Raw genomic sequence first — 16,202 nt, 5'->3', positions numbered from 1 at the left:
CATGAAGGTAAAATCGAATTATATGCCTTCAATAGAAGATGTGGAAGAAGCTGCAGTATCCATTAAGTGTGCTGTAAGCTTTACTCCACTATTGCCAAACTTGTATTATTCTTCACGGTTCAAAACAAACATTTTATTGAAGCGCGAGGATCTTCAGCTTGTTAGGTCATATAAAATTCGTGGTGCACTGAATAAAATGAAATCACTATCCAAGCAGCAGCTTGATTCAGGGGTAGTATGCGCCAGCGCTGGAAACCATGCCCAAGGTGTCGCTTTTGCTTGTGCAACATTGCAGAGCAAAGGTGTCATTTTTATGCCCTCCACTACTCCCAATCAAAAGATTCAGCAAGTGAATATGTTTGGGCAGAATTATGTAGATGTGAGGCTGGAGGGTGACACTTTCGATGATGCGAAAAGTCGGGCAGTAGCCTATGCCGAATTAAACAAATCCACATTTATCCACCCTTTTGATGATAAAAAGATCATCGAGGGTCAGGCTACTATTGGGTTGGAGCTGCTTAAGCAAGCTGATGAACGAATAGACTATTTGCTACTGCCCGTTGGTGGTGGAGGGCTGGCGGCCGGAGTTGGGAGTGTTTTCAAATCGCTTTCCCCTCACACAAAAATTATCGGTGTAGAGCCGGCTGGAGCTCCATCTATGACGGTCTCATTCGAAAAGGGTATAAACACCAGGCTGGAACAAATTGAAAAATTTGTTGATGGAGCTGCCGTGCAGCAGGTAGGTGAATTGAATTTTGAGATTTGCAATTCGGTACTGGATCAAATGTTGACTGTCCATGAAGGAAAAATATGTGAAACTATACTCGAACTTTATAATAGAGATGCTATTGTGGTGGAGCCCGCTGGTGCTCTTGCACTATCGGCATTGGATCAACTCTCGGATGAAATTGTGGGGAAAAACGTGGTTTGCGTAGTGAGTGGCAGCAACAATGACATCACCCGAACGGAAGAGATTAAAGAACGAGCCTTGCTCTATAAGGGGTTGAAACATTACTTTATTGTACGATTCCCTCAACGAGCAGGAGCCCTGAAAGAGTTTGTAGCTGAGGTCCTGGGTCCTTCTGATGACATTACACATTTTGAGTATACCAAGAAAAATTCTCGGGAGACCGGATCCGCTGTGGTGGGGATTGAATTAAAGGAAAAAAGTAATTTGGACCTCTTGATGAGCAGAATGAAAGAACGAAAGTTTTTTGGTGAATACCTAAATCACAAGGAAGACCTTCTGAATATCTTGATTTAATCAACCAGCATTTATTCTCCTATCCCCGCCTCATGATTTCGAAGCTTCATGTTGGGATCCACGACAAATATTGAATCCCGTAATTCCACATCTGAAAGTAATTCAGTAAGATCCGGCTGCCCCGCCTTCACCCAGCAGCTAAACCAAAAGTCCCCTACCATTTTGATAGATGCTCGCATCCGTCGCTCTACCATCCCGTTTAATTTACGATGGTAATCAGATGAAAAATCATAGGAATATGTCCGGATAGTTGTGTTGCCTCGCTCTTCATATCCATACTTTTTCGATTCTGGATATTTCCTTGTTAGCATTTTTTCAAACATCAACACAGAATCAAGCGCTTCATGTGCATTTACAACTGCATCCCAGGCATACAGCTGCAAATTTTCTACATATTCAGCCTTACCTGTCAGTAAATCATAATTATCAGCAAACAGCTCAGGCAATCGCGACTCCCAAAATCCATGAATACCATATTGGCCAGATAACTGCCCATTGTAATTCACAGTCGTATGAAGTGGCACATTTGCATCTGCGATGTAGTGTCCCAGGTCTGAAGAAAGGCGCAGTATCTGATCCGCATCTTTATTTTGAAAGGCATTGATCAACCAATAAGACATCCGGTTAATATGATATGGCACAATACCATAAGCCTGAAGGGTGTCTTCAGAGTACCTTTCAACTGCCTCGTTCCAATATCTTGGCATTTTGTAAACAGCAGAGTCTCCATATACATCTACATCTATGTAGTGTCGTGGAGCTTCGTTTTTTACCGCGTACCGCCTCATATCCGGCTTCACTGCATTTTCAGTGATGTGCTGAATATTTTGCTTATAAAATACCATCATTTCCGGAGGCAAAGTGAAAACAGCCAATCGGTTGATTTTCTGGTGTGCAAAGAAGCCCCAACTTTGAGAAAGGATGGGGACAAGTAGCGAAATGAATAATAAGACCACCCTCATTTGAAGGTTAAGGTATAAAAAATGATGTATTATCACTCATTAGCTTGGAGCTATTCTATACCATAAACTCAACCAGAATTGCCAATACAGCACCAAGTAAGCTGATTAAAATTTTATTTAAGCCAAAGTGATGCTCGGGGCTTGCCTCCACAAAAATGGTGGTAGAAATATGCAAAAAGCTACCGCATACTATGGCAAAAACAACCAATACCGCATCTTCAGAAAGTAAAACAAAATCCCCCAGTATCATTCCCAATGGGGAGGCCAGACTAAATAAAATCAATAGATATATTGCTCGTTTTCCTAAACCCTGCATGGTGGCCATGAGTGCAAAGGCAGCTGGCATTTTATGCAGGACAATCCCTAGAAGAAGCGAATATGACTCATGCTTTTCGTGGAATGGTGAATCATGCGTAAGCAGTGTCCCTTCCAATAAACTATGAATCATTAGGGCTATGATAATCGAAAATCTTCCGCTTACCGAAACGGCCTTATTCGTATGCACGTGCCCATGCTCTACTCCTGAAGAGAAGTACTCGAGAAACTGCTGCATGAAAAAACCGATGAGCACATACAATCCGATGGTAGAAGGATTACGACTAATTGAGAATAACTCTGGGATGATATGAATGATCGTGATGGCAAAAAGATACGAACCTGCGAAGATCAGTGGCAATCGCAGATTTTGCTTCATTCCGGGAATCAGATTAATACTGAGCCCTCCCATCAAAGTACAAGCAATAAGAATGATTACAGTTAATGTCATATCAGGATTCGGTCGGCTGTAGATGTGAACCTTAAGATCAAATAATTAATTCCCTTTTGCTTTATTCATTTCCAAAAATGGTCGAATTCCTTCAGATACAAAACTTTCAATGGAGCCATTTGCAGATCGATAAATTAGCAAAGCATCCAGGTTATGAACTGAAATGAGCTGCTTGGATCGTTCCAGCCCCAATACCATGAAAGCCGTAGCATAAGCATCAGCAGACATACAGTCTGAGGCAAAAACCGAAGCACTCAATAAGCTATGATTGGCAGTATATCCAGTTCGAGGATCAATGATATGTGCATAGATTTTACCCTCTTTTTCGTAATAATTTCTGTAATTGCCTGAAGTTGCTAACGCTTTGTTTTTTAACCGAACAATCGCCATCAAACGCTGCTGATCCTGTGAAACAGTTGGATCTTCGATCCCAAGTGACCATGACTTTTCTTCATCATTGACTCCTCTGCATCTGACCTCTCCTCCTATTTCTACCAGGTAGTTGTTTATTCCATTTTCTTCTAACAACTCTGAAACAATGTCTACTGCGTACCCTTTCGCAATGGCGCTGAAATCAATTTGAAAATTTGCGGGTAGTGAAATACTATCTTCATTAAACTTTACTTTATCAAATCCTGTGATTGATTTTAGTGAGTCTACCTGCGCTGAATCCAGCAAAGGGATCTGCTTATCTGGGCCAAATCCCCAGGCCTGAACCAATGGCCCGATACTGGGGTCAAACGTTCCATCTGTATTTTCATGAATTTCCTTGCTGCTCTTAAGAACGGGCAGGAAAAATTCAGACTTGAAATCAAACACGCCTTCCTTGTTTAAAATGGATATTTCTGAATCAGGAATATAAGTGGAGAGTGATTGATTCAAAGCAACCAGTTCATCAGAGATTTTCTGATCCAACCCATCAACTTCCTTAGCCACATATTTCACATTATAAATGATGGTGCCCATGGTTTGTCCCTGGATATGATGAAGCCTTTGGGCATCTTTTCTTAAATAAGAAAAAAGAATGAAAATCAGTGCAAGTCCTATTCCGAAGTAAAGCAGTCTTTGTTTTTGCATTGGAAAACTTTGTGCCGCAAAAGTAAATCAATCAGGCTTCAATCGCTTTGTGAGTTATATTTGAGGCCAATGAGAGAAGACTACCTGCAAGCGGATGGGGAGGGCATGGAATCCTCGGAAAAAGAATTTGAAAAAGCGCTACGACCACTTTCATTTTCTGACTTTACCGGACAACATAAGGTAGTTGAAAACCTGAAAATATTTGTTGAAGCGGCCAAGCAACGGACTGAGCCTTTAGATCATGTTTTACTTCATGGTCCTCCGGGCTTGGGTAAAACAACCCTATCATTCATCATAGCCAATGAGCTTGAGTCAAATATAAAAGTGACTTCCGGCCCTGTGCTGGATAAGGCAAGTGAACTTGCGGGATTGCTCACTAACCTGGAGCCTCATGATGTGCTTTTCATTGATGAGATTCATCGGTTGAACCCAGTCGTAGAAGAATATCTCTACTCGGCAATGGAAGATTATCGGATTGATATCATGCTGGATTCAGGGCCTAATGCCAGGTCTGTCCAGATTGAGCTAAATCCATTTACGCTCATCGGCGCAACTACTCGTTCCGGATTATTGACCTCACCACTCAGAGCCCGATTTGGCATAAACGCCAGACTGGAATATTACGACTCAAAGCTGTTAACAACTATTGTCGGTCGATCTGCTGATATTTTGAATTCAATCATTGATGAGGAAGCTGCCTTTGAAATAGCCAGAAGAAGCAGAGGAACCCCTCGAATTGCAAACAACCTACTGCGAAGAACCAGAGATTTTGCGCAAATCAAAGGAGATGGCGCCATCACGCTGGAGATATCCAAAGTGGCTTTGAAAGCACTGGATGTGGACGATCATGGGTTGGATGAGATGGACAATCGAATCCTATCAACGATTATTAACAAATTCAAGGGTGGCCCGGTCGGTCTCGGGACAATTGCCACGGCTTGCGGCGAAGAATCCGAAACAATCGAAGAAGTGTATGAGCCTTTCCTTATCCAGGAGGGGTACTTAAAACGTACTTCGCGCGGGAGAGAAGCCACTGAGTTGGCTTATAAGCATTTGGGTGCAATACCGCCTTCACAAACCGGATCGTTGTTTTAGTGGTTTGATTTTTGTTGATTGTTAATCAAATAAATCAATGAGAATAATGAGACTACTCAGTGTATTTGCTCTTATCCTTTCAGTCCTTTCCTGCAAAGATGAAAAAGATCCTGGCCCTAAAACCTTTGCTGCAGCAGATATCTATTGGGTAAGTACTGAAGACGGAGAAACATATACAAAAGGTGATTGGATGGGAAATGCTGCGTTTACCTATCAAGATGGAGTGACGATCCTGGAAGTTTCTGTTTCGAATATGGAGCCTAATACAGCTCATGCCATGCACTTGCATCAAGGCACGCTAGAAGAGCCTGGCAGACACTGGAATAAAGGGCGATTTATTGCTTTCTGTGATTCGGTAAGTATGGGACGATTGTGGCTGAAGCCATTTGCCGGAGACATTGGTAATATCCAGGTTGATGAAGAGGGCAGTGGCAATTTCACAATCCAAACCGACCTCTGGAGCTTGGGGACAGGTGATGCCTCAGACATTTCCGGAACAGTTTTATTCATCCACCACAAATCAGAGGATTTTACCAACGAATGCGATCCCGGGCATAGCCATGACCCGAGTGGACATGCTAACGCTAAAATTGCGGGCGGAACTGTGGTTTTAGGTTCTCAGTTGCTTCGATAGCCTAACCCACAGCGAGTAAATTCAGGGCTGCAATTATACCAAGGCCTACTGAGTATATTATAGTTAAAGCAATTCTTGCAAATCTTGACTCTTCCTGATATTCCATAAGTATTGATGTTTTATGTTTTTACAAACAACCAACAATTGGAATTATCATTCTCGTCGAAATACTTATAATATCTGCTTTTTTTGTTGAACCTTTACCTGGGAGGCATAGCTCAACATGAAAGGACTGAGGCTTATACTGATTTTGGCAGCCCAGATATCGATGCACAAGATATCTGCGCAAGAAGATGTAACTCCTCCTGCATTCACTTTTGAATCCTATGTTAAGGCAGATGGCTTAAATCAAAGCAGTACAAACAGCATTTTTCAGGACAGCAATGATATGCTATGGATAGCCAATTTTGGTGGCATCAATCGGTTTGATGGTTACCAATTCGAATCTTTCACACATAAGTTTGGCGATTCAACTTCCATCCCAGACAACTCCGTTTGGACATTTTACGAGGACGATACCTATAACCTTTGGGTGGGGACAAAAGCTAGCCTGAGTCTTTACAAAAAAGAAACGAACAACTTTCAAAATTTTATTCTAAAAAAAGGAGCCTCCACATTGGCCATTAAAGCCATCAATCAATTAAACGACCAAAGTTTATTAGTTGGAACGGAGGGTGAAGGCCTTTTCGAATTTGCGTTTAAGGATAAAACTTTTAACAAGATTGAAAACATCCCCGATTGCAAAATCAACGACATTGAAGTGGATTCTGAAGGTACTATTTGGATCGCTTCCGAAGATAAAGGGGTCTTTAATTGGAGCCCAAATACAAACTCAACGAGCAGAATACTTGCAAATAACAAATCTGCTTGGGATATTCTTATTGACTCCAGGGACAACATCTGGATTGGCACAGGCGAAAATGGCCTGTGGGTCAAAAAAGCAAATACAAATTCATTTAATCGTGCTGTCACGAAAGTCCCGAATAAACTAGGAGGTCGAATAAACGCAATTTCTGAAGATGCAAAAGGAAGAATTTGGATTGGAAGTGCAACAATGGGTATCTCAATTTTTGACCCGCAATTAAATATTTTTCACCATTTCAATCACAATCCTACCGATCCTCTAAGCTTATCAGACGATGATGTAAGTTCCATTCATCATGGATCCAACGGTGTTACCTATGTGGGTTATTACATGAAAGGATTTCAAAAGCTTGTAGAAAGCCCGTTTCATCTTATGAAACATGACCCACAAGATGAAAGATCGCTCTCCCACAACAACGTCTATAGCATGTACAAAGACCGTTCAGGCAACCTTTGGATGGGAACTTTCGGTGGAGGACTAAACCTACTACAATCAAAAAATCCGGTTGTATTTAAAAGGTATACACACGATCCAACCAACCCGGAGAGTATCAGCCACGACTGGATTCGAATCATGTATGAAGACTCAAAAGGACGATTTTGGGTTGGCACCTGGGGAGGTGGATTAAACTTGTTTGATAAAGAAAAAGGAACTTTTAAAAGATACACCGCATCTCCTTTTCTATCAGGTAACGGACTAAGTATGAACATTATCACTGCTATCTATGAGGATAGCAAAGGAAATCTATGGGTAGGCACATACGGAGAGGGAATTAATATTTATCAACCGGAAACTGACGATTTCAGACAAATAAAAAACATTCCTGGCGACTCCACTTCATTATCAGATGATCACATTACATCATTTTTAGAAGACGAAAGTGGTTTATGGGTATGTACTTATGGTGGAGGTTTAAACAGGTACGATTATAGTAACAACTCATTTGAACGATTTATTCCAGATACCGAAAACGACTCAAGTCTAAATAATTATAAAATACTACATCTGTTCCCTGATGGAGACAATTACTGGCTGACAACCCTTGGTGGCGGACTAAATCACTTTAACCCTCACAAAAAAACATTTACACATTTTACAGAAGAAGATGGACTTAGCAATAATTCCACAATGGGCATGCTAAAGACCGATGCTGACACCTATTGGATTTCAACGAATAATGGATTGAGTCATTTTAATCCTATGGATAGTACTTTCAAAAACTATCGGATTAAAGATGGGCTCGGAAGCGACGACTATAACCTCGAAGCTTTCATGAGTGATGAAAGGGGTTGCTTTTATTTTGGTGGTAAAAATGGCATCACCTATTTCAATCCAGATGATGTAACCGTACAATCCTCCTTTCCAAAATTAGCCCTAAGAAACATCCTAATTCAAAATAAAAAATATGACTTACAATCCAATCAAGAAATTATACTCCCCTATAATCAAAGACTAACTTTTCAATTTGCGGCGATTAATCCTGCGCTAAAATCAAATATCTCCTATGCATACCAGCTGGATGATGATATAGAATGGTTTGAATTAAACAATCAAAATAGCCTCGAATTCTTTGCACTAAATCACGGCAATCATACTTTAAAAGTGAAAAGCACAAATAGTGATGGGATCTGGAATTCAGCAGGATTGACCATTAGCTTCTATATCCCGCCACCATGGTATCAAACATGGACTTTTCACTTTACTCTTTCCTCTTTCATCATATTCATTGCCATTTCACTCTATCGTACAAGAATCAATTCCTTAAAAAGAAATCAGGTCATTCTTGAGCAAAAAGTGGAAGACAGAACCAAAACGATTGCACAAAAAAATGAGGACCTTCAAAAAGCATTTGAGAAACAAAAGGAATTAGAGTTTTTTAAAGAAGGACTGGTAAGTATGGTTGCCCATGATCTGAAGAATCCACTTGTCTCAATTATAAGGAGAGTGGAGGGAGAAAAAAATGAGGAGACCAAACAAATTAACAGATCAGGCAAGCATATGCTTAATCTGATTGAAAACATGCTGGGTGTTTTGCGTTTTGAAAAATCGAAAATGAAATTGTATATCTCCGATTTTTCGATATCGGCAACCATTAATGAAGTTATAGATGAGTTAAAACCTGTTGCAGAAGAACGAAATATCCAAATCATGAACAAAATGAATCGGGAATATAGGGTTCAGGCCGATCAACAGCTCATCCATCGTGTCCTAAATAACCTGGTATCGAATGCCATCAAATACTCTCATTTCAATTCACCGGTTGAAATCCATGCAAGTGAGTCCAATGATGTTATCAAGATATCGATCAAGGATCATGGTGAAGGTATCCCCCCCCAGGATCTTAAGAAGATATTTGAGCAATTTGAGCAGTCTGATGCACGATCCTTCGGAGGAGCAACATCAACGGGTCTTGGATTATCATTTTGTAAAATGGCCATTCATGCCCACGGACAAAAAATGGAAGTGGACTCCACCAAGGGTAAAGGCAGTGTTTTTTCGTTCACACTTCCTATTATAAGTAAGGGGGCAAGCATTGCAAGTGATCTATTAACCCATCAAACATTCTTTAATTTTAAAGATGAAGACTATCTTGTTTGGGATGGGCTGGCAGAAAGAATAAATGAATTACAAGTATATGAGGCTGGCAAATGGTCAGAGTTAATAGATTCACTTTTAGAAAAAAGTAGAAGTACTAAACCAATATGTGATCAATTGATGCAACTGGTAGCTGAACATGATCAAAATGGAATCGCTTCGTTTAAAGAAAAGTTGGCGGAATTTCTAACCACTACATCAACGCATGAGTCAAACTAAGCCAAATACAAGCATTCTGGTTATTGATGACAAGCCGGATAATATCAAAATTATCATTGATGAACTTAAAGAGCTGGGCCTGCATAAAAATGCACTAACAGCTCCTAATGGTAAAATTGGATTGCAGCTAGCCAAAAAATATGTCCCGGACTTAATCCTTACTGATTGGGAGATGCCTGAGATGGATGGGTACGCCCTGGTAGAGGCCGTAAAGGCTGATGAAGCGCTCGCGCATATACCCATCATTATGGTCACGGCTGTGATGAAAAAGCCAGAAGATCTATCCGAGTCTTTTCGAGCTGGAGTACATGATTTCTTATCAAAACCTTTTAATAAACTAGAGTTTCAGGCACGCATAAAAAATGTACTTCGCTTGTCAGAGACAGAAAAAAACCTGCGAGATAGCTATGAGAAATTGTCAGAGCTAGACAAAGCAAAATCTACTTTTTTCGCGAATGTTTCCCACGATCTAAAAAATCCCATAGCAATCATTCTAGGGTTGACAGATATGCTATTGGTTGAACATGAAGATGTGCTCCCATTGGACACAATAGATAAGCTCAAAGCCATCCAGCGCTTCAGTAAAACCCTTAATAATTTATCCACAGAAATTCGCGAATTAATTCGATTGGATGAGGGTCTGCTCCAACTGAATCGCTCCAGGTGCATGGTAAATGAGTTTATAGCTGAATTCATTACTATGTATAAACCTGCCGCTGAAGCTAAGGACGTTTCTCTTGAACTGAAGACATCTTTGAATGACTCGGATTGGGCATTGCTAGATACCTGGCACTTTGAGAAGGTTCTTTACAACCTTGTCTCAAACGCTTTGGACTTTGCTGAATCAGGGACAAAAGTTGAAATTGAGTGCAAAAAGGAGAAAGAGAATCTATATATAGTCATTTTAGATGAGGGACCCGGAATAGACCCAGCTAAACTTGAGCAAATGTTTAATCGGTTCTATTCCAGTGACACGCTAAGCAACAAAAGAGAAGGGCTGGGAATAGGCCTTGCCATCGCAAAAGAAATTGTTATACTACATGGAGGATCCCTTACGGCAGAAAATCGCAAAACGCAGGGGGCCGCCTTTACTATCAGTATTCCATTAAACATTGAAGAACTGCCTGAAGAAGGAGAAGCTGTAGAACGATGGCTTAGTAATACAATTATCACCCCGCAAACGACTACTGAAAAAGCTGAAACCATCCCACAAGGTGAAGAAATGAAGTCGATATTAATCGTAGACGATAATCCTGATATCAGGTTATTGATTTCGGAGCTCCTACGGAAAGAATATCGAATTCATGAAGCTAGAAATGGAGAAGAAGCCATGCATAAACTTCAGGAGCGGGAGATAGATCTAATCATTACGGATCTTTCCATGCCTGTAATGGACGGCTTTGAATTTATCGAACAGGTTCAGGATACACGGTACAAGGACATTCCATGTCTCATTGTTTCAAGTCGGGCTGACAAAGACCAGCTTCATAAAGCGCTGGATCGCGGAATCGATTTTGTTCTACCTAAACCTTTTGATGCTAAAGAGCTTCGGGTACGAGTAAAAAATCTGATCGAGAGATCAGATGGAGGTAGTACTATTTCAGCAACCTTCTCACATTTTGATCCTGAGGCTACACGAAAAGAAATGATCAGGCAACTAGAGTCCCTGGTGGTCAAGAATATTGACAATTCAATGCTAGGGGTTCAAAATTTAGCGAATGAGATAGCTGTCAGTCAGAGAAAGTTATTTAAGGTCCTAAAGGATGCATTAGGAATCACCCCTTTGGAATTCATCAAGAAAATCAGGTACCAATTTGCGGAAGATCTTTTAAACAACAGAAGGGTGAATTCAATGACAGATGCTGCAAAGGCTGTGGGTATGACGAACGTAACCATGTTCAAAAAACAGTTTGAGCAATACACAGGCTATAAACCTGTTTTGAAGAAATAAAAAAACCCCGGCTCACCACAAACCGGGGCAACTATCACGCAAGGCTAGCCTTGCCTATCACCATTATGATTAGATCAAACCCCTGGCGGTAATACCCAGAGATATAGATGGAAGTTTTCGCCTTAGTTTACTAACCCATCTAATTTTTTAAGAAACACCCGGAAATTGCCAGTTCCGGGCGCATGAAGAGAAACACTCTTCCTATCAAACTACTACCTAAATTTTAATATGCTGCCTGAATGAAATTGTGCAATCCAAAGGTTAGTATCACATAATAACCTATCACAAATGCACTTGCTATCATCTCATCCGATTCTCTCAATGCTAATTCTGCTTGTTTCAATTTATTGTACATCGTCTTTTGTTTTTATTAATCTATAAGACAAAAGTGCGCATCTCCTTTTTTCGAATTCTGCACATCCACTTTCAATTCTTGCATAAAAGATTAGAGACCCTTTAAACAACCATTTTTTGCATACTACATTTGTCTTGTGTGCGCTTTGAACCGTAAAAATCTAATAAAGAAACTCTCCTCTGATCTTGGGTTTTCCTTTTGCGGTATCTCAAAAGCTGAATTTTTGAAAGAAGAAGCACCCAAACTAGAAGAGTGGTTAAATAGAGGGTATCAGGGAAAAATGGGATACCTCGAAAATCATTTCGACAAAAGACTTGATCCTACCAAGCTCGTCCCAGGGGCTAAATCGGTTGTCTCACTCGTTTACAACTATTACCCTGAAACCAATTACTCAACAAAGACCCCAAAATTTGCCAAATATGCCTACGGACAGGATTATCATTTCATCATAAAGGACAAGCTAAAAACCTTCATGAGTCAAATTCAGGAAGAGATTGGAGAGGTTAACGGACGTGTATTTGTGGATTCTGCACCTGTGCATGAGCGAGCCTGGGCCGCCAAAAGTGGAATTGGGTGGATTGGAAAAAACTCGCTTTTGCTTAATCGAGAAATGGGCAGTTTTTTCTTTTTGGCTGAGCTAATCATAGATCTCGAATTAGAACCTGATGGTCCGATGAAGGACTATTGTGGCACCTGTACAGCATGCCAGGATGCTTGCCCCACAGATGCTATTCCTGAACCATACGTTGTAGATGGCAGCAGATGCATTTCATACTTAACAATCGAATTGAAAGATGAAATCCCCAACGAATTCAAAAGCAAAATGGAAGGCTGGGCTTTTGGCTGTGATATCTGCCAGGATGTGTGTCCATGGAATCGTTTTTCTAAACCGCACTCTGAACCGGCATTCAAACCTCAAGGATGGGAAGAACTTTCAAAACAGGATTGGCAGGAAATGACCAAAGAGGTCTTTCAAAAAGTGTTTAAGAAGTCGGCTGTAAAGCGAACCAAGTTTGAAGGGTTGAAGCGCAACTTGAAATTCATTCAAATAGGCGATTAGTCGTTACTTTCGCCCCGTGACTATCTTATACTTCATCGATATCGTTGGGACGATGGTATTTGCCATCTCCGGAGCGCTTGCCGGTCGTGATAAAAAACTGGACTTCTTCGGCATTGCCGCTGTAGGACTAATCACGGCAATCGGCGGTGGCACCATGCGTGACATATTGCTTGGAAGCACACCTGTTGGATGGATGAAAGACCTCATCTACCTAGCGATGATCGGGTCAGGTATTTTGATTTCCCTCCTTTTTGGAAAGGCAGTGCTAAAACTGAGAAGAACTTTCTTCATGTTTGACACGGTTGGGATCGCTGTGTTTACCGTTTTAGGTCTACAAAAAGCGCTTACCATAGGAGTACATCCTGTAATTGCCATTATGATGGGGATGGTTTCTGCCGTTTTTGGAGGGGTGATTCGGGATATCGTATGCAATGAAATCCCCTTGATTTTCAGAAAAGAAATTTATGCCCTTACCTGCTTATGCGGTGGTATTTTGTACGTTGTATTGCAACGTATGGGGCTTGAACAGGGGTGGAATATTCTTACGACGGTACTCTTCATCGCCTCGTTTAGGATTCTGGCTGTGAAATTTAAGTGGCAGCTCCCGGATATTTCCTGAGCGCATTTCCTTTAATTAAATTTACCTCCAACCAAGAAACTAAATGATGAAAAAATTGCTTTATGTGATTGCGGCTGTAGCTCTATTCAGTTGCCAAACACAATCAGAAAATACGGAAATGCAAACAGAAAATCCATTCTATCAGGAATGGCAAACACCATACGGTGTTCCTCCATTTGATCAAATCAAGGATGAGCACTACATGCAGGCCTTCGAAGATGGGATGGCGCAACAGCTGGAAGAAGTGAATGCGATAGCCAGCAACGAAGAAGAACCAACATTTGAAAACACGATTACGGCTTTTGAGAAATCAGGAGACTTGCTCAACAAAGTGAGCAATGTGTTTTTCAATCTCACCTCAGCACATACCAACGACTCGCTGCAAGGAATTTCAAGAGTCATAAGTCCCAGACTTTCAGCTCACAGTGATAATATTTTTCTCAATGCAGACTTTTATGCACGAGTTAAGGCATTGTTTGATCAAAGAGAAGAGTTAGATCTTACCATCGAACAGGCCAAACTATTAGATAATTACAATACCCGATTTGTTCGTGCCGGTGCTGCATTAAGTGTAGAAGAGCAGGCAAAAATGCGTGAACTCAACGGTCAGCTTTCCTCGCTCTCAGTGGCTTTTGGAGAAAACGTGCTGGCTGAGACCAACAAGTTTGAGATGGTCCTTGAGGAAGGTGATCTGGAAGGTCTTCCAGAAAGCGTGATCAATGCAGGTGCTGAGGCCGCAAAAGAGCGAGGCTATAAAGGAAAATATGTTTTCACCACCCACAGGCCAAGTCTGTATCCATTCATTACCTATTCGACTAATCGAGAACTGCGTGAGAAGCTAAAGAAAGGGTATATCAATCGTGGCGATAACGATGATGAAAATGATAACAAAGAATTGGCTCGTCAATTGGCAAACGTCCGACTTGAAAAGGCACAGCTACTCGGTTACTCTACCTGGGCCGATTATGTCCTCACCCAACGAATGCTGGATACTCCTGACAAAGTTTATAACCTTCTGGACAAGGTTTGGCCTGCAGCTTTAGAAGCTGCGAAAAAAGAAAGAGATTTAATGAAAGAAATGGCTGCCAAAGAAGGGGTTGACATTGACATCATGCCTTGGGATTGGTGGTATTACGCGGAGAAAATTAAGAAAGAACAGTACGATCTGGATGAAAATGAGATTCGTCCATATCTCAAGGTAGACAATGTCATCAATGGCACATTTATACTAGCAAACAAGCTGTTTGGGATGACGTTTGAGGAGCAAACAAACATCCCAAAATACCATGATGATGTTAGGACCTACACGGTGAAAAACGAAAATGGCGAGCTGATCGGCATCTACCTGTCTGACTGGTTCTATCGTAGTAGCAAAAGAGGTGGAGCATGGATGAATACCTACAGAAGTCAGAGTAATATGGAAGGGAATAAAATTATTCCTATCGTGACGAATGTTGGTAATTTCACGAAACCTACAGGAGATACGCCATCCCTGCTTTCTCAAAGTGAAGCAACCACACTCTTTCATGAGTTTGGGCATGCACTGCACGGCCTGCTTTCAGAATGTACCTACCCTTCGATCTCGGGTACTTCTACCCCTAGAGATTTTGTTGAGTTTCCTTCTCAGGTTATGGAAAACTGGGTGTTTGAACCGGAAATGTTAGCCCTTTATGCATTCCATTATGAAACTGGAGAAGTAATGCCGACTGAATTGGTGGAGAAAATTAAAAACGCCGGACAGTTTAATCAGGGATTTGGAACAGTAGAGTATATGGCAGCTTCCTATTTAGACATGGCGTACCATACCGTAACTGAACCAATAACTATTGGCGCAGGTGAGTTTGAAGAAGCAGCGATGGATGAAATCGGGATGATTGATGCGATCGTGCCTCGGTATCGAACAGGCTACTTCTCACATGCATTCTCAAATCCTGAAGGATACTCAGCAGGCTACTACAGCTACTTAAACTCAGAAGTAATGGATGCAGATGCATTTGGCGCATTTAAAGAAAATGGACTCTTCGATAAGGAAACAGCAAATGCTTATCGGGAGCATATTCTTTCAAAAGGAGGCACGCGGGATGCAATGGAAATGTATGTAAACTTCCGGGGCAGAGAGCCAAAGTTTGAAGGACTTCTTGAAAGAAGAGGATTTAATTAAACTTATTTACCACAGAGTGAACCGAAATAATTCGGAGAACTCTGTGGTTTTCTTTTGTTATTTGTGGTTAAAAATCTACGTATGAAAAAGCACCTGATAACGATACTCCTCTTCACTTTCGCAATTATCACTTTTGCGCAAAATCAAACCACATTCATTCTGGTAAGACATGCAGAAAAGGCAATTGACGGGACTGACAATCCACCTCTGAATGATGCAGGAATGGAACGTGCAAACTATCTGGCGGACTTACTGAAGAATCAAGACATTACTGCGCTATACGCAACACCATTTACACGCACAAAGAAAACGCTTCAGCCTATTGCGGATCAGCAAGAGTTATCGATAACGGAATATGCACCCAGCGATAAGGACGAATGGCTTAAGTCAGTGGTTAAGAAACACGCTGGTGGTACAATTGTCATTTCAGGACATTCCAATACCATTCCAGGACTTGCCAATGCGCTACTTGGTGAGGAAAAATTCGAACAGTTCGACGATAGTGATTATTCAAACTTACTGATCATTGTGATCGATAAAGTTGGTGAGGGAAAGTTGGTGAGGCTGAAGTTTTAAATC

13 protein-coding genes are annotated in these 16,202 nt (G+C 41.2%); 9 read left to right on the top strand and 4 right to left on the bottom strand.

The window, feature by feature from the left end:
- Window position 1: 1 nt before the first annotated feature.
- Window positions 2-1,264 carry a threonine ammonia-lyase IlvA gene (ilvA, locus tag CHB71_RS09205; protein WP_221406697.1) on the top strand — a complete coding sequence of 421 codons (1,263 nt, stop codon included), beginning with the start codon at window positions 2-4 and terminating at the stop codon, window positions 1,262-1,264.
- 11 nt (window positions 1,265-1,275) lie between these two features.
- Here ilvA and CHB71_RS09200 read toward each other — a convergent pair whose 3' ends face one another.
- Genes CHB71_RS09200 through CHB71_RS09190 form a run of 3 tightly spaced genes read right to left on the bottom strand, consistent with a single transcriptional unit; the run spans window position 1,276 to window position 4,069 of the window.
- A complete protein-coding gene (locus CHB71_RS09200) occupies window positions 1,276-2,226 on the bottom strand; it encodes a zinc dependent phospholipase C family protein (protein ID WP_089356621.1) in 951 nt (316 codons plus the stop codon).
- 55 nt (window positions 2,227-2,281) lie between these two features.
- Window positions 2,282-2,992: a ZIP family metal transporter gene (locus CHB71_RS09195; RefSeq protein ID WP_089356620.1), complete on the bottom strand. Its 711-nt coding sequence runs from the start codon at window positions 2,990-2,992 to the stop codon at window positions 2,282-2,284.
- Between the two features lie 45 nt (window positions 2,993-3,037).
- Window positions 3,038-4,069, bottom strand: coding sequence for an FAD:protein FMN transferase (locus tag CHB71_RS09190; protein ID WP_089356619.1), 1,032 nt, complete (start codon window positions 4,067-4,069; stop codon window positions 3,038-3,040).
- Window positions 4,070-4,138: 69 nt separating this feature from the next.
- Between CHB71_RS09190 and ruvB the strand changes: the two genes are divergently transcribed.
- The 4 genes from ruvB to CHB71_RS09170 all read left to right on the top strand — a co-directional run bounded on the left by ruvB (window position 4,139) and on the right by CHB71_RS09170 (window position 11,428).
- Window positions 4,139-5,164 carry a Holliday junction branch migration DNA helicase RuvB gene (gene ruvB / locus CHB71_RS09185; protein WP_089356618.1) on the top strand — a complete coding sequence of 342 codons (1,026 nt, stop codon included), beginning with the start codon at window positions 4,139-4,141 and terminating at the stop codon, window positions 5,162-5,164.
- Between the two features lie 46 nt (window positions 5,165-5,210).
- The gene (locus CHB71_RS09180) at window positions 5,211-5,798 is read left to right on the top strand and encodes a superoxide dismutase family protein (protein ID WP_179213364.1); all 588 of its coding nucleotides are present in this window, start codon (window positions 5,211-5,213) and stop codon (window positions 5,796-5,798) included.
- Window positions 5,799-6,066: 268 nt separating this feature from the next.
- Entirely contained in the window at window positions 6,067-9,477 is a 3,411-nt protein-coding gene (locus tag CHB71_RS09175) for a sensor histidine kinase (RefSeq protein ID WP_179213363.1), read from the top strand.
- Entirely contained in the window at window positions 9,464-11,428 is a 1,965-nt protein-coding gene (locus CHB71_RS09170; protein WP_089356615.1) for a response regulator, read from the top strand. Before CHB71_RS09175 ends, CHB71_RS09170 begins: the two co-directional genes overlap by 14 nt.
- Window positions 11,429-11,651: 223 nt before the next feature.
- On the opposite strand, the gene CHB71_RS19090 is transcribed toward CHB71_RS09170, so the two are convergent.
- A complete protein-coding gene (locus tag CHB71_RS19090) occupies window positions 11,652-11,783 on the bottom strand; it encodes a hypothetical protein (protein ID WP_262485925.1) in 132 nt (43 codons plus the stop codon).
- A gap of 136 nt (window positions 11,784-11,919) precedes the next feature.
- Between CHB71_RS19090 and queG the strand changes: the two genes are divergently transcribed.
- The 4 genes from queG (at window position 11,920) to CHB71_RS09150 (ending at window position 16,199) form a co-directional block, all read left to right on the top strand.
- On the top strand, window positions 11,920-12,843 hold the full coding sequence (queG, locus tag CHB71_RS09165) for a tRNA epoxyqueuosine(34) reductase QueG (protein WP_089356614.1): 924 nt from the start codon (window positions 11,920-11,922) through the stop codon (window positions 12,841-12,843).
- Between the two features lie 16 nt (window positions 12,844-12,859).
- Entirely contained in the window at window positions 12,860-13,462 is a 603-nt protein-coding gene (locus CHB71_RS09160) for a trimeric intracellular cation channel family protein (protein ID WP_089356613.1), read from the top strand.
- 43 nt (window positions 13,463-13,505) lie between these two features.
- Complete coding sequence (locus CHB71_RS09155; protein ID WP_089356612.1) at window positions 13,506-15,623, top strand: M3 family metallopeptidase; 2,118 nt, start codon at window positions 13,506-13,508, stop codon at window positions 15,621-15,623.
- 81 nt (window positions 15,624-15,704) lie between these two features.
- The gene (locus CHB71_RS09150; protein ID WP_089356611.1) at window positions 15,705-16,199 is read left to right on the top strand and encodes a phosphoglycerate mutase family protein; all 495 of its coding nucleotides are present in this window, start codon (window positions 15,705-15,707) and stop codon (window positions 16,197-16,199) included.
- The last annotated feature ends 3 nt before the right edge of the window (window positions 16,200-16,202 follow it).

Origin of the sequence: Ekhidna lutea, assembly GCF_900188325.1 — a bacterium.
GTDB lineage: Bacteria > Bacteroidota > Bacteroidia > Cytophagales > Cyclobacteriaceae > Ekhidna > Ekhidna lutea.
This window is presented reverse-complemented; position numbering and strand designations above follow the sequence as displayed.

Coding starts and splice junctions, on each gene's coding strand:
- CHB71_RS09175 (WP_179213363.1), top strand. CDS start 6,067: ATGCACAAGATATCTGCGCAAGAAGATGTAACTCCTCCTGCATTCACT.
- CHB71_RS09155 (WP_089356612.1), top strand. CDS start 13,506: ATGATGAAAAAATTGCTTTATGTGATTGCGGCTGTAGCTCTATTCAGT.
- CHB71_RS09195 (WP_089356620.1), bottom strand. CDS start 2,992: ATGACATTAACTGTAATCATTCTTATTGCTTGTACTTTGATGGGAGGG.
- CHB71_RS09150 (WP_089356611.1), top strand. CDS start 15,705: ATGAAAAAGCACCTGATAACGATACTCCTCTTCACTTTCGCAATTATC.
- CHB71_RS09180 (WP_179213364.1), top strand. CDS start 5,211: ATGAGACTACTCAGTGTATTTGCTCTTATCCTTTCAGTCCTTTCCTGC.
- ruvB (WP_089356618.1), top strand. CDS start 4,139: ATGAGAGAAGACTACCTGCAAGCGGATGGGGAGGGCATGGAATCCTCG.
- ilvA (WP_221406697.1), top strand. CDS start 2: ATGAAGGTAAAATCGAATTATATGCCTTCAATAGAAGATGTGGAAGAA.
- CHB71_RS19090 (WP_262485925.1), bottom strand. CDS start 11,783: ATGTACAATAAATTGAAACAAGCAGAATTAGCATTGAGAGAATCGGAT.
- CHB71_RS09200 (WP_089356621.1), bottom strand. CDS start 2,226: ATGAGGGTGGTCTTATTATTCATTTCGCTACTTGTCCCCATCCTTTCT.
- CHB71_RS09170 (WP_089356615.1), top strand. CDS start 9,464: ATGAGTCAAACTAAGCCAAATACAAGCATTCTGGTTATTGATGACAAG.
- CHB71_RS09190 (WP_089356619.1), bottom strand. CDS start 4,069: ATGCAAAAACAAAGACTGCTTTACTTCGGAATAGGACTTGCACTGATT.